Below are 25,353 nucleotides of genomic sequence, written 5' to 3'. Positions count from 1 at the left end.
CTGCAGGCCAAGAAGATCACGGGCAAGGCGGCGGAAGCGGCGCTGGGCGCGGCGCACATCACGGTGAACAAGAACGCGATCCCGAACGATCCGGAAAAGCCGTTCGTGACCTCGGGCATCCGCCTGGGTTCGCCGGCGATGACCACGCGCGGCTTTGGCGCGAAGGAAGCCGAGATCGTCGGCAACCTGATCGCCGACGTGCTGGATGCGCCGGAAGACGCGGCCACCATCGAGCGCGTGCGCGGCCAGGTGGCCGAGCTGACCAAGCGCTTCCCGGTCTATCGCTGATCGACCATGCGCTGCCCGTTCTGCCGGCATGACGACACGCAGGTAGTGGATTCCCGCGTGTCCGAGGACGGCGCCGCGATTCGTCGGCGCCGCCGCTGCTCGGCCTGCGACAAGCGTTTCACGACGTACGAGCGGGTCGAGCTGGCCTTGCCGGCGGTGGTCAAGAAGGACGGCAGCCGCACCGAATTCGACCGTCGCAAGATCGTCGCGAGCATGCAACTGGCGCTGCGCAAGCGGCCCGTTGCAGCGGACGCGATCGACGCGGCGGTCGCCCGCATCGAGTACCAACTGCTCGCCACCGGCGAGCGCGAGGTGCGCAGCGAAAAGCTCGGTGAGCTCGTGATGAACGAGCTGCGCGAGCTCGATACCATCGCCTATGTGCGCTTCGCCTCGGTTTACCGGCGCTTCGAGGATGTCTCCGAATTCGCCGACGTGATCGAGGAATTTCGCCGCACCGTGCCCCCGAAGCCGGTCCGCAAACGCTGATCCCACGCTTCCCCGCTTCATTCCCGACCTCCTGAACTCGATTCCGTCGCGACGATTGTCACCGGCGGTGTCGACGCGCGCCATTCGGCCGTTCGGCCAATGGCGCGCTCGCGCTCGTCTCGCTACAGTCCTCGCATCACGGTGATGCACGGGAGCAGACGATGGGCAGGGCACGAGGAATGGCGGGCGTCACGCTGATCGAATCGATGGTGGCGGTCGCGCTGATCGCGATCGTGGCCGCCTATGCCGTGCCGCCGTTCGTGGCCTGGCGGCAGCGCGATCGTGTCGAGGCGCGGGCCGCGTCGATGCTGGCGGCACTGGCCGCCGCGCGCATCGAGGCGCTCACGCGCGGCGTGCGCGTGGTGCTGTGCCGGGGCAACGGCGAGCCGCCCTGCGACACGGCCGGCAGCGCGTGCGGGCAAGCAGGCGACGGGGCCTGGTCGTGCGGATGGTCGGTGATGGCATTCGATGCTTCCGGCGGCGGCGGCACGCTGCTGCGCCGGATTCCCGCCGATCGGGACGTGCGTGTCGATGGCGCGGTGGCCGACGTGGTATTCACGCCGCCGGTCGGGCAGGTGATGGGCGGATTCCGGCGCTTCGAATTTTCGCCGCGCGCGGCGATGGCCGATGTCGAGGCCAGGCGTTTCTCGCGGTGCATCCGGATCGCCGCCGGTGGTCGAGCGCGCATGTCCGCCGGGCCTTGCGGAGCGCAACCATGAGGCGTGCCCGTGCCAGCACCGGCAGCTCCCTGCTCGAGGTCACGATCGCTCTGTTGTTGCTTGCGAGCGCAACCATCGCCGTACTCGGTGCGCAACTTGCCATGCGTGCCGCCGCGGCGGATTCGGCCGCGCGCGCCACGGCGCTCGGCTTCGTGGATTCATGGGCGGAACTGGCCGGTGCCGGTGGCACGACGATGGTCGATTGGGAACGGGCCTCGACCGTGCTGGTCGATCCGCGTTTCAAGCAGACCACGCGCGATGGCCTGGCACACGTCGAGCTGCGCTGGTCGCGCGGCTCGACGGCATCGCCGCAGGACGCCACGTGTGAGCCGGCTGTCTCCACGGCGGTCCGCGCACCGCGAACTTGCGTCTCGCTGGCGTTCTCCGGAGGAGGCGAGCGATGAGCCGACGGCGGCGCTGCCGCGCCCACACGCTGGTCGAGGCACTGGTGGCGCTGGTGCTGGCCGCGCTGGTGATGACGACGGCGCTGTCCTTGTACCGGACCCAGCGCGCGGCACATGTCAGCTCGATCGAGGCCGTGCGAGCGCGCGACGCTGCTGCCACGGCGCTGACCCTGATCGCCCGATCGGTGCGCATGGCGGGATTCAGCCCGCTCGACGCCAGCGGCGGCGCACCGTTCGCGCCATTGTTCGGTTGCAGCGCCGGCCGTCCATCCGGCGAAGCGCTGCGGCCGGGCTGTGCCGGGGCCGGCGCGAGTTCCGACGGCCTGCTGGTGCGCTACGTCGGCGACACGATCTCGACCTGGCCGACCAGCGGCGGGCTTGTCACCGATTGTCTGGGACAGGGTATCGGCGACGGCAGCTCGGCGCCGCTGGTGGTCGATCGCTACTTCGTGCGGGCCAGCAGCGTGACCGGCGAGCCCGAGCTGTATTGCGAAGGCAGCGGCCACAGCGGCACGGCCCAGCCGCTCGTCGAAGGTGTCGAGCGCTTGCGTGTGCGTTACCGCCTGCGTGGCCGCGCGGCATGGGACGAGGCCTCGTCCCTGGTCGACGACGCGTGGCAGCGGGTGCAGGCCGTCGAGGTCTGCGTGCAGGCGCGCGGCGCGGTCGGTTCTAGGATGCGCCGTTACACCGATTGCGATGGCCGCAGCCAGCCGATACACGACGGCCGGGGACGCTGGATCTCGCGCCGCTGGCTGGCGGTGCGCAATGCGGCTTTCATGGACGGAGGCGACGGATGACGACATACACATGTGCCGCGCATTCGAGTCCCGGTCGCATCGTCGTGAAGCTCCGGAAGGGGCGCGCCCGGGCGCCGCGCGAATGCGTGTCCGGGGCGGCGCTGCCCGGCGTGCTGGTGCTGATCTCGGCCCTGCTGGTGGCCAGCGCGGCGGGGTTCGAGATGTCGATGTCGGAAGCGCGTTCGGTGGCGGCATTCGCATCGCGCAGCATCGCGTTCCATGCGGCCGAGGCCGCGCTCGCCGTCTGCGAGCGCAGTCTCGCGGAGCGCGTCGCGTTTGCCGCCGAGCCGACGCGGGCCTCGCTGTCGTCCGGCGGCGAGGTTCTCGCGGTGGCGGGCGAGCCGGAAGGCTGGCGTCAGCCAGGCGCCCTCGAAGGGCCGGCCGCCTTGCATCCGTTCGCGTATTGGCAGGGTGCCGCGGCCGCGCCATCCTGTCTGATCGAGCGCTGGCCGATCGCGTCGCGGCCGCGCTGGCAGGCCTATCTGCTGACCGCGCGCGGCACCGGCAGCACGCGGGCCACCACGGTCTGGCTGCAGTTGCAGCTCGCCTTCGAGGACGGACGCCAGGTGGCGCGCCGCTGGCGGCGTGTCGCGGCGGCGCCGTGGTGAGCGGGGACGAGGTGGCGATGCAAGCTCCAAAGCACCCGGTATCTCGTCCGGGGACGATCGAGCGCCCGTTGCGCAGGCGCGGCTTCACCTTGATCGAATTGATGATCGCGCTGGCCGCGGCGGCCCTGATCGCGGCGTTCGCGGTGCCTTCGTACCGGCGCCAGATCGATCGCGGCCATCGTCTCGGCGCGGTCACGGCGCTGTATCGCGTCGCGCAGGATCTCGCCGAGCGCGATGGCTTCGAAACGACAGGGCAGGGGGAAGGGATGGAACTCGGCACGGCGCCGGAGCAGGGGCCGCCCGTCTATCGGCTCGCGGCGGAGCCGGCACCAGCCGGGGGCTATTGGCTGAGCGCGACACCGGTGCCGAACGGGCCGATGCGCGACGATCCCTGCGGCACCTATCTGCTGCGTGCCGATGGCCTGCGCGGTAACCGTCCGCCGGGAGCGAGCGGCCCGGGCGTGCCGCGCCCCGAGTGCTGGACGATGCGCTGACGCGGTCGCGCGCGGCAGGCGGGGACAATAAGGCGATGAGGCGAATGCGGCCGAAACAGGCTAAGCGCGCGAGGTATCGCGCAGCCGGCGCGTGCCGGCTGCCAGCGCGCTAGTCCTGCTTCCCGACGCCGGCTTTGGCGCCGGTCGCCGCGCCACCCACCCTGATCGCCTCGGCGGCGGCTTTCTCGCGCTGGGCGCCCTTCCAGATCTGGTAGGCCTCCCAGACCGCGAAGCCGATCGACCCCCACTTGACGGCGGGGCCGGCGCCGCGCGTGACGAGCGAGCGCACCGGCTTGGCGAGCACGGCCGAGGCGAGCGAGCTGACGAGCGGATATTGGCTGACCAGCGAGCCGAGGCTGGCATTGAGCCCCTTCGCCGACTTGCTGAGCGAGCCGCCCGAGAAACCGGGCATCAGCAGCTTCAGCCAGCGGAAGTGGGTCAGGGCTTCGCGCAGTTCGCCGCCGGCCTGGGCGAGTTCGAGGCGCTCGACGTCCGAGCGCAGGATCAGCAGTTCCTTGCGCAGCGCGCGGTACTGCGTGGCGCTGAGCTTGCGCCGCGAACGCGGCTGGCGGAACAGGTCGTCCGATGCGGGTTGGTTCATGGCGCGTGGGTGCGAAAGGTACGGCGGGTTACGGGACCCGGGATTCAGGGCTTGCCGCGAAACAGTTCGCGGTCCTTTTCGAGCTCGTGCAGGGTGGCCTCGAAGACGCTTGGCGCCTCGCGCAGGCCGGCGCGGGCCTTCAGGCCGCAGCCGAGCGCGCCGATCGCGTAGACCGCCGTGATCGCGGCCAGCGACTGCCAGCGGTAGCTGTCCCAGAAGGCGATCGCGATCAGCACGGTCAGGCTGATCAGGGCCATGGTGGCCAGCATCATCGCGGCGAGCCCGAGGAACAGCACGCCGATCAGGCGTTCCTTCTCCTCGGCGAGTTCGATCCCGAGCAGCTCCAGCCGGGTTTGCAGCAGCGCGAATACGGAACCGAGCAGGCGGCGCAGAGGGCCGTGTGCGGGATGAGGCGGTGGCGTATTGGTTGTCATGTTTGGAGCGCTTGCGCGTGCAGGGGGTGACCGGAGCCGGCCGGCGCGGTGCGCCGGCGGGCCCGGCGGCGGGACGCGGCGCCGCTCGCGGGCGCCGCGGGGCGACGCTTACTTGCGGTTGATCAGCAGGCCGATCAGCACGCCCACGCCGGCGGCGACGCCGATCGAGGTCCACGGATGCTCGTGGACATAGTCGTCGGTCGCGCGTACCGCCTTCTTGCCCTTCTCGACGACCACCACCTGGACGTCGGCCGCCTTTTCCTTCGCCTGCTTCAGGCGCGAGAGCGCCTTCTCGCGAAGCTCCGACGCACGGTCACCGGTGGTGGCCGCGGCTTGTTTCAGCAGGTCTTCCGCATCCGCGAGAACGGTTTTGATATCCGACATCAGTTTCTCCTTGTTGACTTCCGACATTGCAACTCCCTTTGTGCAGAGGTACCGCGTAGCCGACATCCTAGCGAAACCCGTGCCCGCTGGCGAGCGGAGCGCCGGATCCGGCCCGGGCCTGCCGGACGGCATGCCGGGCCATGGTAAACGACTTGGCGATTGTAAGGAGGGAGTGAATCGCCGACGAAAAAGTTTCACCAAACTTTCAAGCGGCAGGGAAAAAATGACAATTTCTCATGACGATCTGACGGAATAATCGTTGTCCGGACAGCCGCTTGTCGTAAGCTTGAGGTTTGGCCGCGCGCGTGCCGTGCGCGGTGCCCACCACCGGTTCATTCATCCAGGAGGAGCAACATGAGTCTGCGTCTTGGCGACATCGCCCCCGACTTCGAGCAGGATTCGAGCCTCGGCCGCATCAAGTTCCACGAATGGCTCGGCGATAGCTGGGGCGTGCTGTTCTCGCACCCGGCCGACTACACGCCGGTGTGCACCACCGAGCTGGGCCTGACGGCCAAGCTCAAGGGCGAATTCGAGAAGCGCCACGTGAAGGCGATCGCCCTGTCGGTGGACAGCGTGGAATCGCACAAGGGCTGGATCAGCGACATCAACGACACGCAGTCGACCAGCGTGAACTTCCCGATCCTGGCCGATGCCGATCGCAAGGTCTCGCAGTTGTACGACATGATCCATCCGAACGCGAACGAGACGCTCACGGTGCGCTCGCTGTTCGTGATCGACCCGAACAAGAAGGTGCGCCTGACCATCACCTACCCGGCCAGCACCGGGCGCAACTTCGACGAAGTGCTGCGCGTGATCGACTCGCTGCAACTGACCGACAACTACAAGGTCGCCACGCCGGGCAACTGGAAGGATGGCGAGGACGTGGTGATCGTGCCGTCGCTGAAGGACGAGGAAGAGCTCAAGCAGCGCTTCCCGAAGGGCTACAAGGCCGTGCGTCCGTACCTGCGCCTCACGCCGCAGCCGAACAAGTAATGGCTCGGGCGCCGCGGCGCGCCTGAATGCAAAAGGGCATCGCGAGTGATCGCGATGCCTTTTTTACATGGCGCCCGGCGTTCAGAAGAAGGCCTGGATGCCGGTCTGCGCGCGACCGAGGATCAGCGCATGGATATCGTGGGTGCCTTCATAGGTGTTGACCACCTCGAGGTTGACCAGGTGGCGCGCCACGCCGAATTCGTCCGAGATGCCGTTGCCGCCGAGCATGTCGCGCGCGAGCCGCGCGATGTCGAGCGCCTTGCCGCAGGAATTGCGCTTCATGATCGAGGTGATCTCGACCGCGGCCGTGCCTTCGTCCTTCATGCGGCCCAGGCGCAGCACGCCCTGCAGCCCGAGCGTGATTTCGGTCTGCATGTCGGCGAGCTTCTTCTGGACCAACTGGTTGGCCGCCAGCGGCCGGCCGAACTGCTGACGATCGAGCACGTACTGGCGCGCGGTGTGCCAGCAGGATTCGGCGGCGCCCAGCGCCCCCCAGGCGATGCCGTAGCGCGCCGAATTCAGGCAGGTGAAGGGCCCGCGCAGGCCGCTCACCTCCGGCAGCAGGTTCTCCTCGGGCACGAACACCTCGTCGAGCACGATCTCGCCGGTGATCGAGGCGCGCAAGCCGACCTTGCCGTGGATCGCCGGCGCCGACAGGCCCTTCCAGCCCTTCTCGAGGATGAAGCCGCGGATCGTGTCCTTACCGTCCTCGTCGAGCTTGGCCCAGACCACGAACACGTCGGCGATCGGCGAATTGGTGATCCACATCTTCGCGCCCGACAGTGCGTAACCGCCCGCCACCTTCTTCGCGCGCGTCACCATGCTGCCCGGGTCCGAGCCGTGATTCGGCTCGGTTAGGCCGAAGCAGCCGATCCACTCGCCGCTGGCCAGCTTCGGCAGGTATTTCTGCTTCTGCGCCTCGGAGCCGAATTCGAAGATCGGCACCATCACCAGCGAGGACTGCACCGACATCATCGAGCGATAACCCGAATCGATGCGCTCGACCTCGCGCGCGATCAGCCCGTAGCTGACGTAGTTGAGGCCCGGGCCGCCGTATTGCTCGGGAATGGTCGGGCCCAGCAGGCCGATCTCGCCCATCTCGCGGAAGATCGTCGCGTCGGTGCGCTCGTGGCGGAAGGCCTCGGTCACACGGGGCGCGAGCTTGCCTTGCGCATAGGCTTGCGCGGCGTCGCGCACCATCCGTTCGTCGTCGGCGAGCTGCTGGTCGAGCAGCAGCGGGTCATCCCAATGGAAGGCGGCAGCGCCCATGAGTCTTCTCCTTGCTTGACTGAGGTTCCGCTGTGCGGAACAATGTTTTGCAAATTGGCGTCCAGTGTAGCATCGTATGCATCCTTCCCGTCCCGATCCCACCACCTACGACGAGCGCCGCTTCGTCACCGCGCTGGCGCGCGGCCTGGACCTGCTGCGCGCCTTCCGTCCCGGCGAGACCCTGCTCGGCAATCGCGATTTCGTCGAGCGCACCGGCCTGCCGAAGGCGACCGTGAACCGCCTCGCCTACACGCTCAGCGTGCTCGGCTACCTGCGCCTGGACGAGGCGCTCGGCAAGTACGCGCTCGACGCCGGCGTGCTGTCGCTCGGTCACGCGCTGCTGGCGGGCAGCGGCGCGCTCGATCTGGCGCGGCCGCACATGCAGGCGCTGGCGCGCGAGATCGGCGCGGCCGTCTCGCTCGGTTGCCGCGACGGTCTCGACATGATCTACCTGGAGACGATCCGCAGCGAGACCGCGCTCACGCTGGGTCTCGCGCCCGGCTCGCGCCTGTCGATGCTGACCAGCTCGATGGGGCGCGCCTACCTGGCGGTGCAGCCGGCCGAGCAGCGCGAGGCCTTGTTCGCGGAACTGCGGCGCGGCGTGAGGCCGGCGCGCGCGGCGGCCGCGCGCGTGGCCGCGGCCGCGCGCGCGCTGGCCGACTACGCGAGCGAGGGCTGCTGTTATTCGTTCCGCGACTGGCACGACGACGTCAACGCGGTGGCCGTGCCTTACCGCGAACCGCGCGAGCGGCGCTGGCTGATCCTCAGTTGCAGCGGGCCGGCGTCGTCGATGGGGGAGGAGGTGTTTCGCAGGCGCATCGGCCCGAAGCTGCGCGCGCTCGCGCAAAGGCTGGGCGAGCCGGGTTGAGGCCGGCCGGTGCTCATCTCGGGGCGGGCGGTGCGCCCGCCGAGGCGTCGCTCGAATCAAACGTGCGCCGGCTGCGCGAACACCGGGCCCTGCATGAGCCGCACGTCGTACTGGCGCAGCAGCGAGAACTGCGTCTCGTCGGCCACCTGGTCGAAGATGATCGGGATCCTCACGCGCAGCGCGTAACCCACCAGGGCCTTGACCATGCCGTCGCGCAAGGCGATCGCGGCATCCATCTTGATGTAGTCGGGGCTGGCCATCTCCGATTCGACCGCCAGGATGCGGCCCGGATCCGGCAGCTTGTCGGCGACCTTGAAGCCGTGATGCTGGTAGCTCTTGGTCAGGTAGCCGAGGAAGGTCTTGTGCGCGACCGCGGCGGCCGGCAGCTCGATCACGATGCGCTCGGGGCTCAGGCCGAAGTGGCGCAGCACCGAGGAAAAATGCTTGCCGTGATCGTACTTGACGCTCTTGAGCAGCCGCTCGTGCACGCGCAGGAACAGCAGCCCGTGCCGTTGCGCGCCGAAGAAGTTGATCGCATGCAGCGCCCGCGAGAGCCGGTCCACCGCCACCAGCGTCGGATCGTCGGTGAGCGCCTCGAACGGGTCGAAGGGCGCGCCGTCGGCGCGCAGCACCGCCTGGAAGCCGAGCTCGTCGCCGTAGCGCTCGATCGCGTCGGCCAGTGAGGAGGATTGCGGCGCGCCCGGCATCGTCACGTCGTAGATCGGTTGATAGGCACTGCCGAGCGTCAGCTCGTGCAGGCGCGCCACGGCCAGCTCGCCTTGCGCGGCCAGGGCGATGTGCTCGCGCAGATAGGGCAGCTTGCCGGCTCGGTCGACCAGTTCGGGGATGGTGGGCGGGATCATGGATTCGTCGGGTGGGCGAACGGCCGTCGTGCAGCCGGATTACCTCAAGCATAGTAGCAGCGGGCACGATACGCGTTTCACCGTTTTGCTCATATGGATATCGGCCCGGATTGCCGACTCAGGGTATACGGCGATTACGATATCCATAATTGGTTTTACTATTCGTAACGCTCGACGCGCCGGCACCTTCTTCCGAACCCGCCTTGCGCGCGCCCACGAGCCGCCGCCGGGCCGTGGTGCGCCCGTCGCCGAACTGGAGCCGCCCTCGATGCCATCCCTGTCCCCGATCCCGATCCTCCCGCCGCCGCGCTATCTCCGAAACATCGTTTCAGGGAGCACGCGATGAGCGCGCCGCAGGCAAGCCCGGCCGAGGCCGGCGCGGCGGTGCTCGAGGTCGAGCGCGTGCTCGACGAGACGCACCGGCCCGCCTTTCACGCGATGCTGCTGGTGCTGTGCGGCGCCTGCCTGGTGATCGACGGCTTCGACGCGCAGGCGATGGGCTACGTCGCGCCCAGCGTGATCGCCGAATGGGGCGTGGCCAAGGCCTCGCTCGGGCCGGTGTTCAGTGCCAGCCTGTTCGGCATGCTGCTCGGCGCGCTCGGCTTGTCGGTGCTGGCCGACCGGATCGGCCGGCGGCCGGTGCTGATCGGCGCGACGCTGTTCTTCGCGCTGAGCATGCTGGCCACGCCGCTGGTCTCGACCATTCCCGCCCTGATCGCGCTGCGCTTGGTCACCGGGCTCGGCCTGGGCTGCATCATGCCGAACGCGATGGCGCTGGTCGGCGAGTTCAGCCCGCCGGCGCGGCGCGTGCGGCGCATGATGTTCGTGTCCTGCGGCTTCACGCTCGGCGCGGCGCTGGGCGGCTTTCTCAGCGCCGCGCTGATCCCGGCCTTCGGCTGGCGCGCGGTGTTCTACGTCGGCGGCGCGGTGCCCTTGCTGCTGGCGCTGGCGATGCTCGCCTGGCTGCCCGAGTCGCTGCAGTTCCTGGTGTTGAAGGGGCGCCTCGAGCGCGCTCGCGCCTGGCTGGCGGCCTTCGCGCCGGCGCTGCCAATCGACGCCGGCACGCGCCTGGTGGTGCGCGAGGCGGGCGCCGAGGGCGCGCCGGTGGCCGAGCTGTTCCGCGCCGGGCGCCTGCCCGTCACCCTGCTGTTGTGGTCGATCAGCTTCATGAACCTGATCGACCTGTACTTCCTGTCGAACTGGCTGCCGACCGTGATGCGCGAGGCCGGCTATTCCGCCTCGATGGCCGTGATCGTCGGCACCGCGCTGCAGACCGGCGGCGTGATCGGCACGCTGTTGCTGGGCAGCTTCATCGAGCGCTACGGATTCGTGCGCGTGCTGTTCGTCTGCGCGGCGGTCTCGGTGGGTGCGATCGGGCTGGCCGCGGCCTCGCTGCCGTGGCTGCTGCTGGCCGTGTTTGCCGGCGGCTTCTGCGTGGTGGGCGGGCAACCGGCCGTCAACGCGCTGGCCGGCCAGTACTACCCGACGGCGCTGCGCTCGACCGGGATCGGCTGGAGCCTCGGCATCGGCCGCATCGGCTCGGTGCTCGGGCCACTGGTGGGCGGGCAGCTGATCGCGCTGAACTGGAGCAACGAGGCGCTGTTCCATGCCGCGGCGCTGCCGGTGCTGGCCTCGGCGCTGTTCGTGCTGGGGCTCGGCGCGGCCACGCGCGGGCGTGACGGCGCCGCGCGCCGGGCCGCCTGAGACACGCGCCGGCGCCCTGGTCGGACCGAGTCGGGCCCGGTCGCTTGCCGGGCCGCGTTCAGGGAAAGGAACCGGAGCGGGGTTCGATGGGCGGCGCACGAGCCGGCAAGCCCCGCCCGCCGGCCGCTCAGGCCTCGCCGCGCACGCCGCCTTCCGGCACGCGCCGGCGCTCCCACAGCGCGGCCAGCACGAAGGCCAGCGAGGCGGCCACCATCACGCCGACCAACGCATCGCTGCCCCAGGCATTCATCAGTGAGCCGGCCAGGATCGGGCCGCCGAAGCTCGCCGCGCTCCAGGAGGCCGACACCATCGAGCTGGCGGTGACCAGCGCGGCGCCGCGAAAGCGCTCGCCGCAGGCCACGATCGACAGCGTGTAGGTGCTGCCGGCCGCCGCGCCGATCACGAACAGCAGCGGCCAGCACAGCCAGGGATCGGTGATCACGAAGGGCAGCAGCGGCAGCAGCAGGGTGACGACGATGCCGGCGCCCAGGTGTACGCGGGCGCGGCCGAGCCGGTCGGCGAGCCAGCCGATCGGGAATTGCATGGTGGTGTCGCCGAGCAGGGTGATCGAGGCCAGCAGCACGGCCACGCCGGCCGCCACGCCGCGCTCGATCGCGTAGATCGGCAGCAGCGACAGGGCCAGGGTGTCGAACAGCGCGAAGAAGGCGGTGCCGACGATCAGGGCCGGCATCAGCGGCAGCACGCGGCGCCAGTGATCGTGGCTCTCCTCGTGATGCGGGCCGCCCGAGCCGGGCGGCCGGCGGATCGCGGCCAGCGTCGGCAGGGCCAGCAGGAAGAGGGCGCCGCACAGCGCGAAGCGCGTGCCGTGCAGCTCGGCGACCTGGCTCACCAGCACCGGCCCGGCCATCTGGAACAGCGTGAAGTTGGTGGCGTAGATCGCCACCACGCGGCCGCGGGTGGCGTCGTCGGCGAGCTCGTTGACCCAGGCCTCGCCGATCGTGAACAACAGCATCAAGGCCGCGCCGCACAACGCGCGCAGCACCGCCCAGACCACCAGGTTGTCCAGCACCTGCATCGCGGCAGTGGCCGCGGCCACCACCAGCACCGACACCACGATCGACTCGCGCGCGCCGTAGCGGCGCGTGAGCCAGGTCACGAACGGCACGATCGCCAGGCCCCCGCCGGCCTGCGCGGCCGTCAGCATGCCGACCACGCCGGTGCCGTGGCCGGCCTCGGTGAGCGCCAGCGCGGTCAGCGGCAGCGTGGCGCCGGTGCCGAGGCCGACCACGGCGACGCTGAGGATCAGGGCCAGGAAATCGCGGGTGAGGATCGTTTTCATCGGCCGAGATGCTACACCGGGCCCCGGTTCGGGGCCATGACGGGCGTGGAGGCCGGATGGAGGAACGATGGAGAGGTGCGGCGCGCCGGGCGGGGCACGGCGCGAGCTGACGCGGTCGGGATGGAATCGTCGCGCATCGATCTGAATTGATGCGCGCGAGGAGGCAATCGAATCGATGCGGCTTGGCGCTCGACGGGCGCGGCGCGCGTCAGGCCCGCGCCAGCGAGCCGCCTTAAGCTCAGGCCAGCGTCGAGGGCCCCGCGAACGGCCGCCGCTCCAGCGAGGCCGACCACAGCGTCAGCGCCAGCGCGCCCACTGCCATCGCGACGCCGACCCAGGGCAGTTGCGTGAGCGGCACGCCCGCGCCGATCGCCATGCCGCCGAGCCAGGCGCCGGTGGCATTGCCGAGGTTGAAGGCGCCCTGGTTCAGCGTCGAGGCCAGGTTGGGCGCCTCGATCGCGCGGTCGACGATCAGGATCTGCGCGATCGGCACGATCGCGAAGGCCAGCACGCCCCACAGGAAGATCGTCACCAGCAGCGGGATCGGCAGGTGCATGGTGCCGGCGAACACCACCTGCACCAGCCCGATCAGCGCCAGCGAGGCGATCAGCGAGGGCATCCGGCGCCAGTCGGCGAGCTTGCCGCCGAGCGTGCCGCCCACCGTCAGGCCCAGGCCGAACAGCAGCAGCACCAGGGTGACCTCGTGCGGCGTGAAATGCGTGACCTCCTCGAGGATCGGCGTGATGTAGGTGAACACCGAGAACAGGCTGGCCGAGGCCAGCACGCTGATGCCGAGCACCATCAGCACCTGCGGGTTGCGCATCACGCGGAATTCGCGCGCGATGCTGGTCTGCGGCATCTCCAGTTGCCGGGGCAGGCACAGCGCGAGCGCGCCGGCCGCCAGCACGCCGATGCCGGTCACCGCCCAGAACGTCGAGCGCCAGCCGAAGGCCTGGCCGAGCGCGGTGCCCAGCGGCACGCCCAGCACGTTGGCCAGGGTCAGGCCGGTGAACATCAGCGCGATCGCCTGCGCGCGGCGATTGGGCACCACCAGGCTGCTGGCCACCACCGAGCCGATCCCGAAGAAGGCGCCGTGGCAGAACGCGGTCACCACGCGGGCGGCCATCAGCAGGCCGTAGCCGGGGGCGATCGCGCACAGCAGGTTGCCGGCGATGAACACCCCGATCAGGCCGAGCAGGGCCTGGCGGCGCGGCATTTTCGCGGTGACGACGGCGAGGATCGGCGCCCCGATCGTCACGCCCAGTGCGTAACCGGAAACCAGCAGGCCGGCGGCCGGGATCGAGACGGCGAGATCGCGCGCCACGTCGGGCAGCAGCCCCATGATCACGAATTCGGTGGTACCGATACCAAACGCGGCGATGGCGAGGGCGAACAGGGGCAGCGGCATCGGGGAAGTCCGGGAGAAACGGGCCGGGTCGGGGCGTCGCGGGATGCGGCGCGCGGGCGGCCGGGCGGGGATAGGCGCGATTCTATCTCAGTAAAAACCCGAATGAATGGGGCCCGATTACTTGTTGCTTGCGGGCGACGCGCGGGCGCCGCGCAGCCGGGATCGAACGGCAGGCCGCGGCGCGCCACGGGGCGCTCAGGGCTGCGGCTCGGCGGGCCCGGGCGGCTGGTTCCAGCCGTTTTCGTAGAGGCAGTCCTCGAGCGGCAGCCGTTCGGCCCAGCGTGTCTCCTCGAGCATCGGGCGCGCATAGAACGCGTCGACGTGGCCCAGGCAGAGCACGGCGATCGGCTTGGCGCCCTCGGGCATGCCCAGCAGGCTGCGCAGCGCCTCGACGTCGAACAGCGAGACCCAGCCCATGCCGAGCCCCTCGGCGCGCGCGGCCAGCCACATGTTCTGGATCGCGCAGGCCGCCGAGGCGAGGTCCATTTCAGGCAGGGTGCGGCGCCCGAACACGTGTCGTTCGCGATCGTCGCCGAGCGCGACCACCAGGATCTCGCCGCATTCGCGAATGCCCTCCACCTTAAGGCGCATGAATTCGTCCTGGCGCTCGCCAAGCGCCTCGGCGGTGGCGCGGCGCTCGGCCTCGACGATCGCGTGGAGGCGCTCGCGCAGCGCGGGCTCGGTCACGCGGATGAAGCGCCACGGCTGCATGAAGCCGACGCTCGGAGCATGGTGCGCGGCGCGGATCAGGCGCGCGAGCACGGCCGGATCGACCGGCTCGGCGGTGAAGTGGCGCATGTCGCGCCGCTCGAAGATCGCGCGATAGACGGCGGCGATCGAGGAATCGTCGAAACGCATGGGAAAGGGACGCAGGCTGCCGGGCGCCGGGGGGCGGCGACCGAAGCCCGCAACGATAGCAGACCCTCGCCGCGGCCGCGTCGGCGGGCGGGGAACGGTTCCATCGGCGGGCAGGGATGGCAGGGCGCCGTCGCGGCGGCGCGCGGGCGCTGGAAGCGGCGGCCGGAATACCCGGCCGCCGCGAGGCGCGGACTTGTCGATCCGCGCCGATCGGGGCCGCCACCGGGTCGTCCGCGGATGACGGAAGGCGGGACGGCGGCCCCGATTGCGGCTATTGGCCGCATCCTGGGGCAGCGAGGACGGTGACGGCGCGCGGGCGCCGGCCGTCCTCGCACGCGATCACTGCAGGCCGGTGGCCACCTCGCTGCGCTCGCCGATCGCGTCGTGCACGTAGCCGTAGCGGCCGTTCGAGCGCGCGCCGAAATGGTAGAGCGCGTGCTCGACGAAGCTGCGCGTGCGCGCCGGCACGAACTGACGGTTCGGATAGACCACCGCGAGCTGCGCGTCGGTATCGTCGATCCGATAGTCGGCCAGCAGGCGAACCAGTTCGCCGCGCGAGATCGCGTCGGCCACGAAGCTCTCGGGCAGGATCGCGATGCCGGAGCCGGCCATCACGGCGGCGCGAACCAGCCAGGCGTCGTTGATGGTGTAGGCCGGCTGCAGCGTGACCAGGTGCGCGAAGCGGCCCGCGTCGACGAAGCGCCAGGCGAAGCCGTGCGAGTCGAGCGGCAGCGTGACCGCGGCGTGGCGCGCGAGCTCGTCCGGGCGATGCGGCTCGCCGCGCTGCTCGATGTAGGCCGGCGAGGCGACCGCGACGAACGGATCGGGGGCGAGCGCGTGGCTGACCAGTGCCGCGCCGTCCTCGATCTTGCGCCCGGCGATGATGGCCGCGTCGTAGGCGGTGTCGAGCCCGTCGATCGGGCCGTCGGCGACGGTCAGTTGCACGCGCACCTTGGGGTACTGGCGGCGGAAGCCGTCGACCAGCGGCGTGAGCCGCTGCGGCGACAGCGAGCCCGACACCACGATCCGCAAGGTGCCGACCGGCTCGCGAATGGTATGCGCGACCGAGGCCTCGAGATGATCGAATTCCTCGAGCAGGGCGCGGCAACCGTCGAGATAGCGGGTACCCGCCTCGGTCAGCGACAGATTGCGCGTGGTGCGATGGATCAGGCGAGTGTTCAGATGCGTTTCCAGCATCGCAATCGACCGCGTGACGAGTGCGTTCGACACGCCGAGCTTGCGCGCGGCCTGCCGGAAACTCTGCAGTTCGGCGACGCAGACGAACACCCTCATGGTTTGTATCTGGTTCATAGCTTGTCGGCCCGTTCGATGATTTTGCTTGTGTAATTGCCGTGTTGCGAGCACCCGTCGAACGCTGTCGGATCAGCTTCGGGTCGGAATTATGTAATACCCACGGCGCGGTAAATTGTTCAATAAAATCGGGAACCCAGTCAACCGAATAATGAGAAGATTTAGCCTGTATTTTTAACAGGTTTGATGAAGTGAAACGCGGTTTCGGAATTCGAATGAGTGCTTTATCGCCTTGTCTGGTGGGCTTTTGCGGGAAATTCAAGGGATTTTGAGGGGGCTTGGAGAATTTTGGATTTTTGTGATGCCGCGAATGTCGAGGGGGCGCAATTCCGAATGAGGTGGCGCGCAAAAGAATCAAGCGAGGTCCTTCGCGGATCGATGGCGCCAGGTAAATAAATGAGTCGGCACCCATTTCGATAATCGGGAATCGGTACCTTGGCGCGCGAACGCGCCGGCGCGGGGCGCGCCGAGCCGCGCGCGGCGGGGCTGCCGGCCGATCGGCCCGGCTCGGCGCGCCCCGCGCGCGGCGCCGCGTGGATTCGCGCCATGCATACGCAGGCATTCGCGGTGCGCATGATGGTCCTGCATCGATTGCATGAAGCCGGCCGGCGCCTCGCCCGCCGCGCGCCCGGAAACGGCGCGCGCCGGCACGGGGCTTGCACGCGGGCCCGGTTCGCGGAATGATCGAAGGTTCCGGCGCGCCCGCGCCATGTTTCCCTCGTTCCTGCCGCTCAACGCCCATGTCCCATAACGATTACTCGCCGATTCCCTGCCCCGTGGTGGTCCCGCTCGACGCGATCCTGCCCGAGGAACCGCTCCTGATGATGGGGGCCGGCCCCGTGCCGATCCCGGCCGCGGTCGCCAAGGCGAACGCGATCGTGATCAACCACCTCGGTGCGACCATGTCGAAGATCATCGAACAGGTCAAGGAGATGGCGCGCTACGTGTTCCAGACGCGCTCCAAGTGGGTGCTCGGCGTGGCCGGCCCCGGCTCCGCCGCGATGGAGATGGCGATCTCGAACCTCGCCTGGCGGGGCACGCGCGTGCTGTCGATCCGCAACGGCTTCTTCAGCGCGCGGATGGCCGAGATGGCCACCCGCATCGGCGCCGAGCTCAGCTACCTCGACGTGCCCGATCGCGAGGCCGCGAGCCTCGAGGCGGTGGCCGCCGCGATCGCGCGCGAGCGTCCCGAGATCGTCACCATCGTCCATGGCGAGACCTCGAACACGGTCTGGAACAGCCAGTTGAAGGAGATCGCGGCGCTGGCCAAGGCGGCCGGCGCGCTGGTGGTGGTGGACGCGGTCTGCACGCTGTCGACCATGCCGCTCGAGATGGACGCCTGGGGCATCGACGCGGTGATCACGGGCGGCCAGAAGGGGCTGTCCTCGATTCCCGGCGTGTCGCTGGTGGCCTTCTCCGAGGATGCCTGGGAGCGCACCAAGCAGCGCCCCGAGCTGAACGCGCACTGGTGCCTCGACATGTCGCTGGCCGAGAACTTCTGGCACAAGGCCGGTTATCACTACACGGCGCCGGTCTCGGGCGTGCTGGCGCTGCACGAGGCGCTGCGCCTGGTCTGCCAGGAAACCCTGGAAAGCCGCTACGCGCGCCACCAGCGCTGCTCGCTGGCGCTGCAGGCGGGCGTCACCGCGCTCGGGCTCGAACTCTACGCGCCCGAAGCCTGCCGGCTCAATTCGGTGGTCGGCATCCGCGCCCCGGAAGGGCTCACGCCGAGCCTGATCTGCGGCCATATCTCCAAGCAGTACCAGGTCGAGATCTCCGGCTCGTTCGGGCCGCCGATCGTGCGGATCGGCCAGATGGGCGAGCAGTGCCGCGAACACAACCTGTTCCGCACGCTGCATGCCTTCGGGCGCACCATGGTCGACCTGAAGGTGCCGGTGGATCTGTCGGGCGGCGTCGCCGCGCTGGAGCAGGCGCTGTCGAACCGCCTGTAAGCCATGACCGGAGCCGGCGCCTGCGGTAAAGGGGGCGGCGCCTGCCGCCCCGCGCGTCGATAAAAAAACGGCGGCGAGCCCTTGGGGCCGCCGCCGTTTTTCATGCCCGCCCGCCGCGTCAGGCGGTGGCGCCGGTTCGTGCGCCGGGACGCGCCTGCCGCTGGTAGAGCAGGATCGACAGCGCCACGCCGGCTGCCGAGGCCACCGCCGCGAACAGGAACACCTGCGGATAGCCGAATTCGCCGGCCACGTACCCCGCCAGCGGCCCCGTCACGCCCAGCGAGAGGTCGAGGAACACCGAATAGGCCGACAGCGCCGCGCCGCGGCTGGCCGGCGGCACCAGGGCCACGGCCTCGACGCCGAGCGCCGGGAAGATCAGCGCGAAACCGAAGCCGGTCAGCGCGGCGCCGGCCAGCGCGACGTGCGGCACCGGGGCCAGCCAGAGCAGCAGCAGGCCCAGGCACTCGACCACGAAGGAGACGATCGCCACCCGGAAGCCGCCGTAATTCTTGATGGTGTTGGCGAACAGCAGGCGCGAGCCGATGAACAGCAGGCCGAACACGGTCAGCGACAGCGCCGCGTTGGGCCAGTGGCGCGCCGCGTAGTAGAGCGCGATGAAGGTGGAGATCGAGCCGAAGCCGGCCGAGCCGAGCGCCAGGCCGATGCCGTGCGGCAGCACGCGCGTGAACACGCTGGCATAGGACATGCGCTCGCCATGCACCACGGGCACCGGCGCCAGGCGCAGCGCGAACCAGTAGCCGAGCGCGGCCAGCGCCACCATCAGCACGCCGAGCAGGGCCGCGTTGAGCGTATGCGCGATCGCCACGCCCAGCGGCGCGCCGATCGCCAGCGCGCCGTAGGTGGCGATGCCGTTCCAGGAGATCACGCGCGCGTTGTTGCTGACGCCGACGCGGCCGATGCCCCACAGGATCGCGCCGGTGCCCACCAGGCTCTCGCCGACGCCGAGCACCAGGCGGCTGGCCACCAGCAGCACCAGGCTCACCGCCGGCCAGTGCGCGAACAGCAGCGCCACCAGCAGCAGCGCGCCGCTCGCGCCGCAGCCGAGCAGGCCGCGCAGCACCGTGCGCTTCGGGCCCAGCGTGTCGGCGCAGCGGCCCGCCAGCGGCCGCGAGGCCAGCGTCGCCAGGTACTGCACGCTGATCGCCGCGCCCGCGATCACCGCCGACAAGCCCAGCTCCTCGTGCACGAAGCCCGGCAGGACCGCCAGCGGCAGGCCGATCGTCAGGTAGCAGACGAAGGTGAAGGAGACGACGGAAAGGATCTGCAGCATCGTCGAGGCGCCGCTGCGCGGGGTCGAAGCAGAATCGGATGACATGTGGGTGGAATCCAGCGGGGAGGGACAGAACAGCGTGTCCGTATAAACCCGAATTGTTGCATGGAACCGATCCCGGCGCATGGACCGTTTAGTTACGTCCGTCCCGGCTGTGGCGCGATCGCTGCGTCCCGATATTGGCGCGACAGTATGAGCCGCATGCGTGTCGCGCTATGGGTTGCGAATTTCGGCGGTGATAGCTTGCGGGGCATAGACTCGGCAATGGCGCCACCGCCTTGCGGCCCGGTCCGGGCCGCCCGAGATTCCCCGCGATTCCAACCCAGCGACACCCGATGAGCCAGCCGATCCGTTTCTATCATCGCCAGGCGATCCGCGAAGTCAGCGGCGCCGACGTGACCCGCACCGTCCTGCAGTACCTGCGCGAGGATGCGCATTGCACCGGCACCAAGGAGGGCTGCGCCGAAGGCGACTGCGGCGCCTGCACCGTGGTGGTCGGCGAGCTGAACGCCGCCGGCGGCGTCGAATTCAAGGCCGTCAACGCCTGCATCCAGTTCCTGCCCACCCTCGACGGCCGCGCGCTCTACACCGTCGAGGACCTGCGCCAGCCCGACGGCTCGCTGCACCCGGTGCAGCAGGCGATGGTCGACTGCCACGGCTCGCAATGCGGCTTCTGCACGCCCGGCTTCGTGATGTCGATGTGGGCGCTCTACGAGAAGCACGGCGGCGCGGCGCGTGGCTGCGGGACCGCCGGCGGCGCCTGCGCGGCGCCCACGCGTACCGAGATCGCCGACGCGCTCACCGGCAACCTGTGCCGCTGCACCGGCTATCGGCCGATCGTCGATGCCGCCGAGCGCATGTTCGAGATGGCACCGCCCGCGGCGCCCGTCGACGAGGCCGCGTTGGCGCGCACGCTGGCCACGCTGCGCCGCGACGACACCTTCCACTACGAGCACGCCGGCCGCAGCTTCGACGCGCCGCGCGAGCTCGACGCGCTGGCCGCGCTGCGCGCCGCCAGGCCCGAGGCGCGCCTGCTGGCCGGCAGCACCGACATCGGCCTGTGGGTCACCAAGCAGTTGCGCGACATCGGCGACGTGATCTACCTCGGGCAGGTGGCCGAGCTGCGCCGGCTGGAGGCACGCGACGGCTGGCTGGAGATCGGTGCCGGGGTGAGCGTCGAGCAGGCCTATGCCGCGCTCGCCGGGCACTATCCCGAACTGACCGAGATGTGGAAGCGCTTCGCCTCGCTGCCGATCCGCAATGCCGGCACGCTGGGCGGCAACGTCGCCAACGGCTCGCCGATCGGCGACTCGATGCCGGGCCTGATCGCGCTCGGCGCGCGGGTGGTGCTGCGCGGGCCCGAGGCCTCGCGCGAGCTGGCGCTGGAGGACTTCTACCTCGCCTACCAGAAGAAGGACATGGCCGCCGACGAGTTCGTCGCCGCGCTGCGCGTGCCGCTGCGCAGCGGCGAGCGCGAGCGGCTGCGGTTCCGCACCTACAAGCTCTCGAAGCGCTTCGACTCGGACATCTCGGCGGTCTGCGCGGCCTTCGCCTTCATCGCCGACGGCGAGACCATCCGCGAGCCGCGCATCGCCTTCGGCGGCATGGCCGCCACGCCCAAGCGCGCCGCCCACGTGGAGGCGGTGCTGGACGGCGCGCTCTGGCACGAGGCCAGCGCCCAGGCCGCGATGCAGGCCTTCGAACGCGATTACGCGCCGCTGTCCGACATGCGCGCCACCAACAGCTACCGGCTCGAGGCCGCCCGCAACCTGCTCTACCGCTTCTGGCTGGAGACGCGCCCGGACGCGCCGCTCGCGCCCGAGGCGCTGAACGTGCGCTGCGTGGCCGCCGCGCCGGCCGGCGCCTGAGCCCGAGGATACGGAGACTTCATCATGAATCAGCAAGCCGAACCGTTCCTGCAGGATCTCGATTTCCGCCAGGTCCATGTCTCGCGTCCGCACGAATCCGCGCACCTGCACGTGAGCGGACGCGCCACCTATACCGACGACATCCCGGTGGCCGCCGGCACCCTGCATGCCGCGCTCGGGCTCAGCAGCCAGGCCCACGCGCGCATCGTCTCGACCGACCTGGAGGCGGTGCGCGCCACCCCGGGCGTGGTGGCGGTGTTCACCGCCGACGACATCCCCGGCGTCAACGACTGCGGCCCGATCCTGCACGACGACCCGGTGCTGGCCGACGGCCTGGTGCAGTTCGTCGGCCAGCCGATCTTCATCGTGGTCGCCACCTCGCACGAGGTGGCGCGGCTCGCCGCGCGGCGCGGCAAGATCGAATACGAGGCGCTGCCGGCGATCCTCACCGCGCAGGAGGCGCGCGCCGCGCAGTCCTACGTGCTGCCGCCGATGCGCCTGGCGCGCGGCGATGCCGCCGCCAGGGCCACCGCGGCCGCCTTCCACGACGCCGGCGAGATGACGCTGGGCGGCCAGGAGCAGTTCTACCTGGAAGGCCAGATCGCCTACGCGGTGCCCAAGGACGACGACGGCATGCACGTGCACTGCTCGACCCAGCACCCCAGCGAGATGCAGCATCTGGTGGCGCACGTGCTCGGCGTGGCCTCGCACAACGTGCTGGTGGAATGCCGGCGCATGGGCGGCGGCTTCGGCGGCAAGGAATCGCAGTCGGGCATCTTCGCCTGCTGCGCGGCGGTGGCGGCCTGGAAGCTGCTGTGCCCGATCAAGCTGCGTCCCGACCGCGATGACGACATGATGATCACCGGCAAGCGGCACGACTTCCATTACCGCTACGAGGTCGGCTACGACGTGAGCGGGCGCATCGACGGCGTGTCGGTCGACATGACCTCGCGCTGCGGCTTCTCGGCCGACCTGTCGGGCCCGGTGATGACGCGCGCGGTCTGCCATTTCGACAATGCCTACTGGCTGCCCGACGTGACGATCGCCGGCCATTGCGGCAAGACCAACACGCAGTCGAACACCGCGTTCCGCGGCTTCGGCGGCCCGCAGGGCGCGTTCGCGATCGAGTACATCATCGACAACGTGGCGCGCTCGCTGGATCTCGATCCGCTCGACGTGCGCTACCGGAACCTCTACGGCAAGGACGCCAACAACGTCACGCCCTACGGGCAGACCATCGAGGACAACGTGCTGCACGAGCTGCTCGGCGAGCTCGAGGCGACCAGCGGCTATCGCGCGCGCCGCGCCGCGGTGCGCGAGTTCAACGCGGCCAACGCGGTGCTGAAGAAGGGCATCGCGATCACGCCGGTCAAGTTCGGCATCGCCTTCAACGTCGCGCACTTCAACCAGGCCGGCGCGCTGGTGCATATCTATACCGACGGCTCGATCCTGGTGAACCACGGCGGCACCGAGATGGGCCAGGGCCTCAATACCAAGGTCGCGCAGGTGGTGGCGCACGAGCTCGGCGTCGCGTTCGGCCGGGTGCGGGTGAGCGCCACCGATACCAGCAAGGTCGCCAATACCTCGGCCACCGCCGCCTCGACCGGCTCGGACCTGAACGGCAAGGCCGCCCAGGATGCCGCGCGCCAGTTGCGCGAACGGCTGGCGAGCTTCGCCGCCGAGAAGCTCGGCGAGGGCCGGCTGGCCGCCTCGGAGGTGCGCTTCGTCAACGACGCCGTCTGGCTCGGCGACACCGCGCTGCCGTTCGGCGAGGTGGTGGCCAAGGCCTACCTGGCGCGCGTGCAGCTGTGGTCCGACGGCTTCTACGCCACGCCCAAGCTGTACTGGGACCAGGCGAAGCTGCAGGGGCGGCCGTTCTTCTACTACGCCTACGGCGCGGCCGTCAGCGAGGTAGTGATCGACACGCTGACCGGCGAGATGCGGGTGCTGCGCGTCGATGCGCTGCACGACGTGGGCGCCTCGCTGAACCCGGCGCTCGACAAGGGGCAGGTGGAGGGCGCCTTCATCCAGGGCATGGGCTGGCTGACCACCGAGGAGCTCTGGTGGAACGCGGGCGGCAAGCTGATGACGCATGCTCCCTCGACCTACAAGATCCCGACCGTCAACGACACGCCGCCCGAGTTCAAGGTCGAGTTGTTCCGCAACCGCAACGTCGAGGACAGCATCCACCGCTCCAAGGCGGTCGGCGAGCCGCCGCTGCTGCTGCCGTTCTCGGTGTTCTTCGCGGTGCGCGACGCGGTGGCGGCGGTCGGCGACTATCGCGTGCAGCCGCCGCTGAACGCGCCGGCCACCGGCGAGGCGATCCTCAAGGCGGTGCAGGCGGTGCGCGCCGCGCGCATCGAGGCCGAGGGAGCGCGCACATGAACCCGTCCGCTCGCCTCGCGACGCCGGCGCCGCTGGCCGGCCGGCAGCGCGGCGCGGCAGCCCGCCCGGCGCCGATGCACGTGGTATTGTTCGGCGCCGGCCATGTCGGCCATGCGCTGGTCGCGCTGCTCGCGCACCTGCCCTGCCTGGTGCAATGGATCGACACGCGCGACGAGTGCTTTCCCGACGAGGTGCCGCCCAACGTGCAGCCCGAGCCCACCGACACGCCCGACGCGGTGGTCGACGCGGCGCCGCCGGGCAGCTGCTTCCTGGTCATGACGCACAACCACGCGCTCGATTTCGCGCTGGCCGAGCGGATCCTGCGTCGCGACGACTTCGCCTACTTCGGCATGATCGGCTCGCGCACCAAGCGCGTGAGGTTCGAGCGGCGGCTGATCGATCGCGGCGTCGCGCCCGAGCGCGTGGCCGACATGGTCTGCCCGATCGGCGTGAGCGGGATCGTCGACAAGGCGCCGCCGGCCATCGCGGTGGCGGTCTGCGCCGAGCTGCTGCAGGCCCGCAATGGCGCCGCGCGCGCCTGGCGCAAGCCGGCGGCGGCCGTTCCGGCCGACTTGTCAGGTGCCTTGCTGCTCGGCGATATCTAGGGCGGCGCCCGGGCCGGCGCTTGCCATCCCGGCGCAGCCGCCCCTTTTCAAACCGGCGCATTTTCGCGAAGATAGCCGGCACCTTTTCCAGACACGGCCCCGACGGCTGCTTCCGACAACAATGCCCAGACATCCCGATTCCCCGCGCGGCCGTGCCGTGCCCGCTGCTCTCGCCACGCTGACGCTGGGCCTGGCCGCCGCCCTCGGCGGTGCGATCTCCCCCGCCGGCGCCGCCGAGCTGCACGTGATGAATTCCGGCGGCTTCACCGCCGCCTACCAGCGCCTCGCGCCGAAATTCACGGCCGCCAGCGGCGACACGCTCGACATCATCTACGGCCCCTCGATGGGCGAGACCCCGCAGGCGATCCCGAATCGCCTCGCGCGCGGCGAGCCGGCCGACGTGGTGATCATGGTCGGCTACGCGCTCGACAAGCTGATCGCGGCCGGCAAGGTACGCGCCGACTCGCGCGTGGAGCTGGCCGATTCGCGGATCGGCGCGGTGGTGAAGGCCGGCGCGCCGGTGCCCGATGTCAGCACGCCCGAGGCGCTCAAGGCCGCGCTGCTGGCCGCGCCCTCGGTGGCCTACTCGGACAGCGCGAGCGGCGTCTATATCGAGCGCGAGCTGTTCGAGAAGCTCGGCATCGCCGCGCAGATGAAGCCCAAGGCGACCAAGGTGCCGCGCGTGCCGGTGGCCTCGAAGGTGGCCGACGGCACCTATGCGCTGGGCTTCCAGCAGGTCGCTGAATTGCTGCCGGTGCAGGGCGTGAGCTTCGCCGGGCGGATTCCCGAATCGCTGCAGTCGGTGACCCGCTACGCGGCCGGCATTCCGGTCGGCGCGCAGCATCCGGCCGAGGCGCGCAAGCTGCTGGAGTTCCTCGCCTCGCCGGCCGCGCGCGCCGACGTGGAGGCCACCGGGCTCGATCCGGTTGCCGCGCACTGAGCCGAGCGCAAGCTTCGCCGCATTCCTGCTATCGTCTGTCGTACCTTCAACCCCAGGCGGCCGCCTCGCGCGGCCGCTTGTCTTTTCCGTGGACTGCCGATGCGCGATTGCGCTTCCTACTTCGACATGATCGCGGCGAGCTGCGCCGAGATCGAGGCCTGGCTGGCCGGCACCGATCGCGGCGAGGCCGCGCTCGACGCGCTGATGGCGCGCTTCGCGCCGTCCTTCACGATGATCGGCACCGACGGCTCGCAGCTCGACCGGGCCGCCACGCGCGCGCTGTTCGCGCGGCTGGCGGGCGTCAAGCCGGGGCTCGCGATCAGCTTCTCGGCGATGCGCGTGATCGCCGCCTGGGACGGCGGCGCGGCGATCGGCTATGACGAGCACCAGCGCGATGCGAGCGGCCCGCTGCGCTCGCGGCGCTCGACGGCGGTGCTCGCGCGCGAGGCGGGCGACGGATCGGCCGGCAGCGAGATCCGCTGGGTCCATCTGCAGGAAACCTGGGTCACGGCCTGATTTTCGG

26 protein-coding genes and 1 pseudogene are annotated in these 25,353 nt (G+C 70.1%); 17 read left to right on the top strand and 10 right to left on the bottom strand.

What is annotated here, in order from left to right; genetic code table 11:
- From glyA to FB600_RS24155, 7 genes and pseudogenes are all read left to right on the top strand, one after another.
- Positions 1 to 288: pseudogene (glyA, locus tag FB600_RS24185) on the top strand (serine hydroxymethyltransferase); the annotation flags it as partial.
- Between the two features lie 6 nt (positions 289 to 294).
- Positions 295 to 774, top strand: a complete 480-nt coding sequence (gene nrdR, locus FB600_RS24180; protein WP_096749664.1) for a transcriptional regulator NrdR — start codon at positions 295 to 297, stop codon at positions 772 to 774.
- 161 nt (positions 775 to 935) lie between these two features.
- Positions 936 to 1,493: a GspH/FimT family pseudopilin gene (locus tag FB600_RS24175; protein ID WP_145757384.1), complete on the top strand. Its 558-nt coding sequence runs from the start codon at positions 936 to 938 to the stop codon at positions 1,491 to 1,493.
- Positions 1,490 to 1,897 carry a hypothetical protein gene (locus FB600_RS24170; protein ID WP_036048087.1) on the top strand — a complete coding sequence of 136 codons (408 nt, stop codon included), beginning with the start codon at positions 1,490 to 1,492 and terminating at the stop codon, positions 1,895 to 1,897. Before FB600_RS24175 ends, FB600_RS24170 begins: the two co-directional genes overlap by 4 nt.
- Positions 1,894 to 2,694, top strand: a complete 801-nt coding sequence (locus FB600_RS24165; protein WP_013696784.1) for a type IV pillus assembly protein — start codon at positions 1,894 to 1,896, stop codon at positions 2,692 to 2,694. Before FB600_RS24170 ends, FB600_RS24165 begins: the two co-directional genes overlap by 4 nt.
- A 44-nt stretch (positions 2,695 to 2,738) precedes the next feature.
- Entirely contained in the window at positions 2,739 to 3,302 is a 564-nt protein-coding gene (locus FB600_RS24160; protein WP_244116466.1) for a hypothetical protein, read from the top strand.
- Positions 3,303 to 3,319: 17 nt separating this feature from the next.
- Positions 3,320 to 3,796, top strand: a complete 477-nt coding sequence (locus FB600_RS24155) for a type IV pilin protein (protein ID WP_261383448.1) — start codon at positions 3,320 to 3,322, stop codon at positions 3,794 to 3,796.
- Between the two features lie 109 nt (positions 3,797 to 3,905).
- Here FB600_RS24155 and FB600_RS24150 read toward each other — a convergent pair whose 3' ends face one another.
- From FB600_RS24150 to FB600_RS24140, 3 genes are all read right to left on the bottom strand, one after another.
- Positions 3,906 to 4,397, bottom strand: a complete 492-nt coding sequence (locus tag FB600_RS24150) for a DUF3318 domain-containing protein (RefSeq protein WP_105820205.1) — start codon at positions 4,395 to 4,397, stop codon at positions 3,906 to 3,908.
- A gap of 44 nt (positions 4,398 to 4,441) precedes the next feature.
- Positions 4,442 to 4,831 (bottom strand): phage holin family protein, encoded by a 390-nt coding sequence (locus tag FB600_RS24145; RefSeq protein ID WP_025101889.1) that lies wholly within the window; start codon positions 4,829 to 4,831, stop codon positions 4,442 to 4,444.
- A gap of 108 nt (positions 4,832 to 4,939) precedes the next feature.
- Positions 4,940 to 5,242 (bottom strand): YqjD family protein, encoded by a 303-nt coding sequence (locus FB600_RS24140; RefSeq protein ID WP_013696789.1) that lies wholly within the window; start codon positions 5,240 to 5,242, stop codon positions 4,940 to 4,942.
- A 327-nt stretch (positions 5,243 to 5,569) separates the two neighbouring features.
- On the opposite strand from FB600_RS24140, the gene FB600_RS24135 reads away from it, so the two are divergent.
- The gene (locus FB600_RS24135) at positions 5,570 to 6,208 is read left to right on the top strand and encodes a peroxiredoxin (protein ID WP_013696790.1); all 639 of its coding nucleotides are present in this window, start codon (positions 5,570 to 5,572) and stop codon (positions 6,206 to 6,208) included.
- A gap of 81 nt (positions 6,209 to 6,289) precedes the next feature.
- On the opposite strand, the gene FB600_RS24130 is transcribed toward FB600_RS24135, so the two are convergent.
- Positions 6,290 to 7,477: an acyl-CoA dehydrogenase gene (locus tag FB600_RS24130; RefSeq protein ID WP_017921807.1), complete on the bottom strand. Its 1,188-nt coding sequence runs from the start codon at positions 7,475 to 7,477 to the stop codon at positions 6,290 to 6,292.
- Between the two features lie 76 nt (positions 7,478 to 7,553).
- Here FB600_RS24130 and FB600_RS24125 point away from each other — a divergent pair, with 76 nt between their 5' ends.
- Positions 7,554 to 8,345 carry an IclR family transcriptional regulator gene (locus FB600_RS24125; protein ID WP_145757386.1) on the top strand — a complete coding sequence of 264 codons (792 nt, stop codon included), beginning with the start codon at positions 7,554 to 7,556 and terminating at the stop codon, positions 8,343 to 8,345.
- A 56-nt stretch (positions 8,346 to 8,401) separates the two neighbouring features.
- Here FB600_RS24125 and FB600_RS24120 read toward each other — a convergent pair whose 3' ends face one another.
- Entirely contained in the window at positions 8,402 to 9,208 is an 807-nt protein-coding gene (locus FB600_RS24120; protein WP_096749656.1) for an EAL domain-containing protein, read from the bottom strand.
- Positions 9,209 to 9,550: 342 nt separating this feature from the next.
- Between FB600_RS24120 and FB600_RS24115 the strand changes: the two genes are divergently transcribed.
- Entirely contained in the window at positions 9,551 to 10,912 is a 1,362-nt protein-coding gene (locus tag FB600_RS24115; RefSeq protein ID WP_145757387.1) for an MFS transporter, read from the top strand.
- A 127-nt stretch (positions 10,913 to 11,039) separates the two neighbouring features.
- On the opposite strand, the gene FB600_RS24110 is transcribed toward FB600_RS24115, so the two are convergent.
- The 4 genes from FB600_RS24110 to FB600_RS24095 form a co-directional block, all read right to left on the bottom strand.
- Complete coding sequence (locus FB600_RS24110) at positions 11,040 to 12,212, bottom strand: MFS transporter (RefSeq protein WP_013696795.1); 1,173 nt, start codon at positions 12,210 to 12,212, stop codon at positions 11,040 to 11,042.
- A 238-nt stretch (positions 12,213 to 12,450) separates the two neighbouring features.
- Positions 12,451 to 13,620, bottom strand: a complete 1,170-nt coding sequence (locus FB600_RS24105) for an MFS transporter (protein ID WP_105820210.1) — start codon at positions 13,618 to 13,620, stop codon at positions 12,451 to 12,453.
- 195 nt (positions 13,621 to 13,815) lie between these two features.
- Entirely contained in the window at positions 13,816 to 14,478 is a 663-nt protein-coding gene (bluB, locus tag FB600_RS24100) for a 5,6-dimethylbenzimidazole synthase (protein WP_098181286.1), read from the bottom strand.
- 339 nt (positions 14,479 to 14,817) lie between these two features.
- Positions 14,818 to 15,789, bottom strand: a complete 972-nt coding sequence (locus tag FB600_RS24095; protein ID WP_013696798.1) for a LysR family transcriptional regulator — start codon at positions 15,787 to 15,789, stop codon at positions 14,818 to 14,820.
- A 435-nt stretch (positions 15,790 to 16,224) separates the two neighbouring features.
- Here FB600_RS24095 and FB600_RS24090 point away from each other — a divergent pair, with 435 nt between their 5' ends.
- Together FB600_RS24090 and FB600_RS24085 are read left to right on the top strand one after the other, a co-directional pair.
- Positions 16,225 to 16,473, top strand: a complete 249-nt coding sequence (locus tag FB600_RS24090) for a hypothetical protein (protein WP_036038141.1) — start codon at positions 16,225 to 16,227, stop codon at positions 16,471 to 16,473.
- A gap of 56 nt (positions 16,474 to 16,529) precedes the next feature.
- Entirely contained in the window at positions 16,530 to 17,741 is a 1,212-nt protein-coding gene (locus FB600_RS24085) for a pyridoxal-phosphate-dependent aminotransferase family protein (RefSeq protein WP_098181285.1), read from the top strand.
- A 118-nt stretch (positions 17,742 to 17,859) separates the two neighbouring features.
- Here the strand turns inward: FB600_RS24085 and FB600_RS24080 are convergent, their stop codons facing one another.
- Positions 17,860 to 19,077 (bottom strand): MFS transporter, encoded by a 1,218-nt coding sequence (locus FB600_RS24080; RefSeq protein ID WP_013696800.1) that lies wholly within the window; start codon positions 19,075 to 19,077, stop codon positions 17,860 to 17,862.
- A gap of 290 nt (positions 19,078 to 19,367) precedes the next feature.
- On the opposite strand from FB600_RS24080, the gene xdhA reads away from it, so the two are divergent.
- The 5 genes from xdhA to FB600_RS24055 all read left to right on the top strand — a co-directional run bounded on the left by xdhA (position 19,368) and on the right by FB600_RS24055 (position 25,346).
- Positions 19,368 to 20,900, top strand: a complete 1,533-nt coding sequence (xdhA, locus tag FB600_RS24075; RefSeq protein ID WP_098154496.1) for a xanthine dehydrogenase small subunit — start codon at positions 19,368 to 19,370, stop codon at positions 20,898 to 20,900.
- A 24-nt stretch (positions 20,901 to 20,924) separates the two neighbouring features.
- On the top strand, positions 20,925 to 23,285 hold the full coding sequence (gene xdhB / locus FB600_RS24070) for a xanthine dehydrogenase molybdopterin binding subunit (protein ID WP_145757388.1): 2,361 nt from the start codon (positions 20,925 to 20,927) through the stop codon (positions 23,283 to 23,285).
- Positions 23,282 to 23,890 (top strand): xanthine dehydrogenase accessory protein XdhC, encoded by a 609-nt coding sequence (xdhC, locus tag FB600_RS24065; RefSeq protein WP_047835903.1) that lies wholly within the window; start codon positions 23,282 to 23,284, stop codon positions 23,888 to 23,890. Before xdhB ends, xdhC begins: the two co-directional genes overlap by 4 nt.
- A gap of 121 nt (positions 23,891 to 24,011) precedes the next feature.
- Positions 24,012 to 24,830: a substrate-binding domain-containing protein gene (locus FB600_RS24060; RefSeq protein ID WP_013696804.1), complete on the top strand. Its 819-nt coding sequence runs from the start codon at positions 24,012 to 24,014 to the stop codon at positions 24,828 to 24,830.
- A 99-nt stretch (positions 24,831 to 24,929) separates the two neighbouring features.
- Complete coding sequence (locus tag FB600_RS24055; protein WP_047835901.1) at positions 24,930 to 25,346, top strand: polyketide cyclase; 417 nt, start codon at positions 24,930 to 24,932, stop codon at positions 25,344 to 25,346.
- Positions 25,347 to 25,353 lie beyond the last annotated feature (7 nt).

This window comes from Burkholderia sp. SJZ089, from assembly GCF_007828315.1.
GTDB lineage: Bacteria > Pseudomonadota > Gammaproteobacteria > Burkholderiales > Burkholderiaceae > Burkholderia > Burkholderia gladioli.
This window is presented reverse-complemented; position numbering and strand designations above follow the sequence as displayed.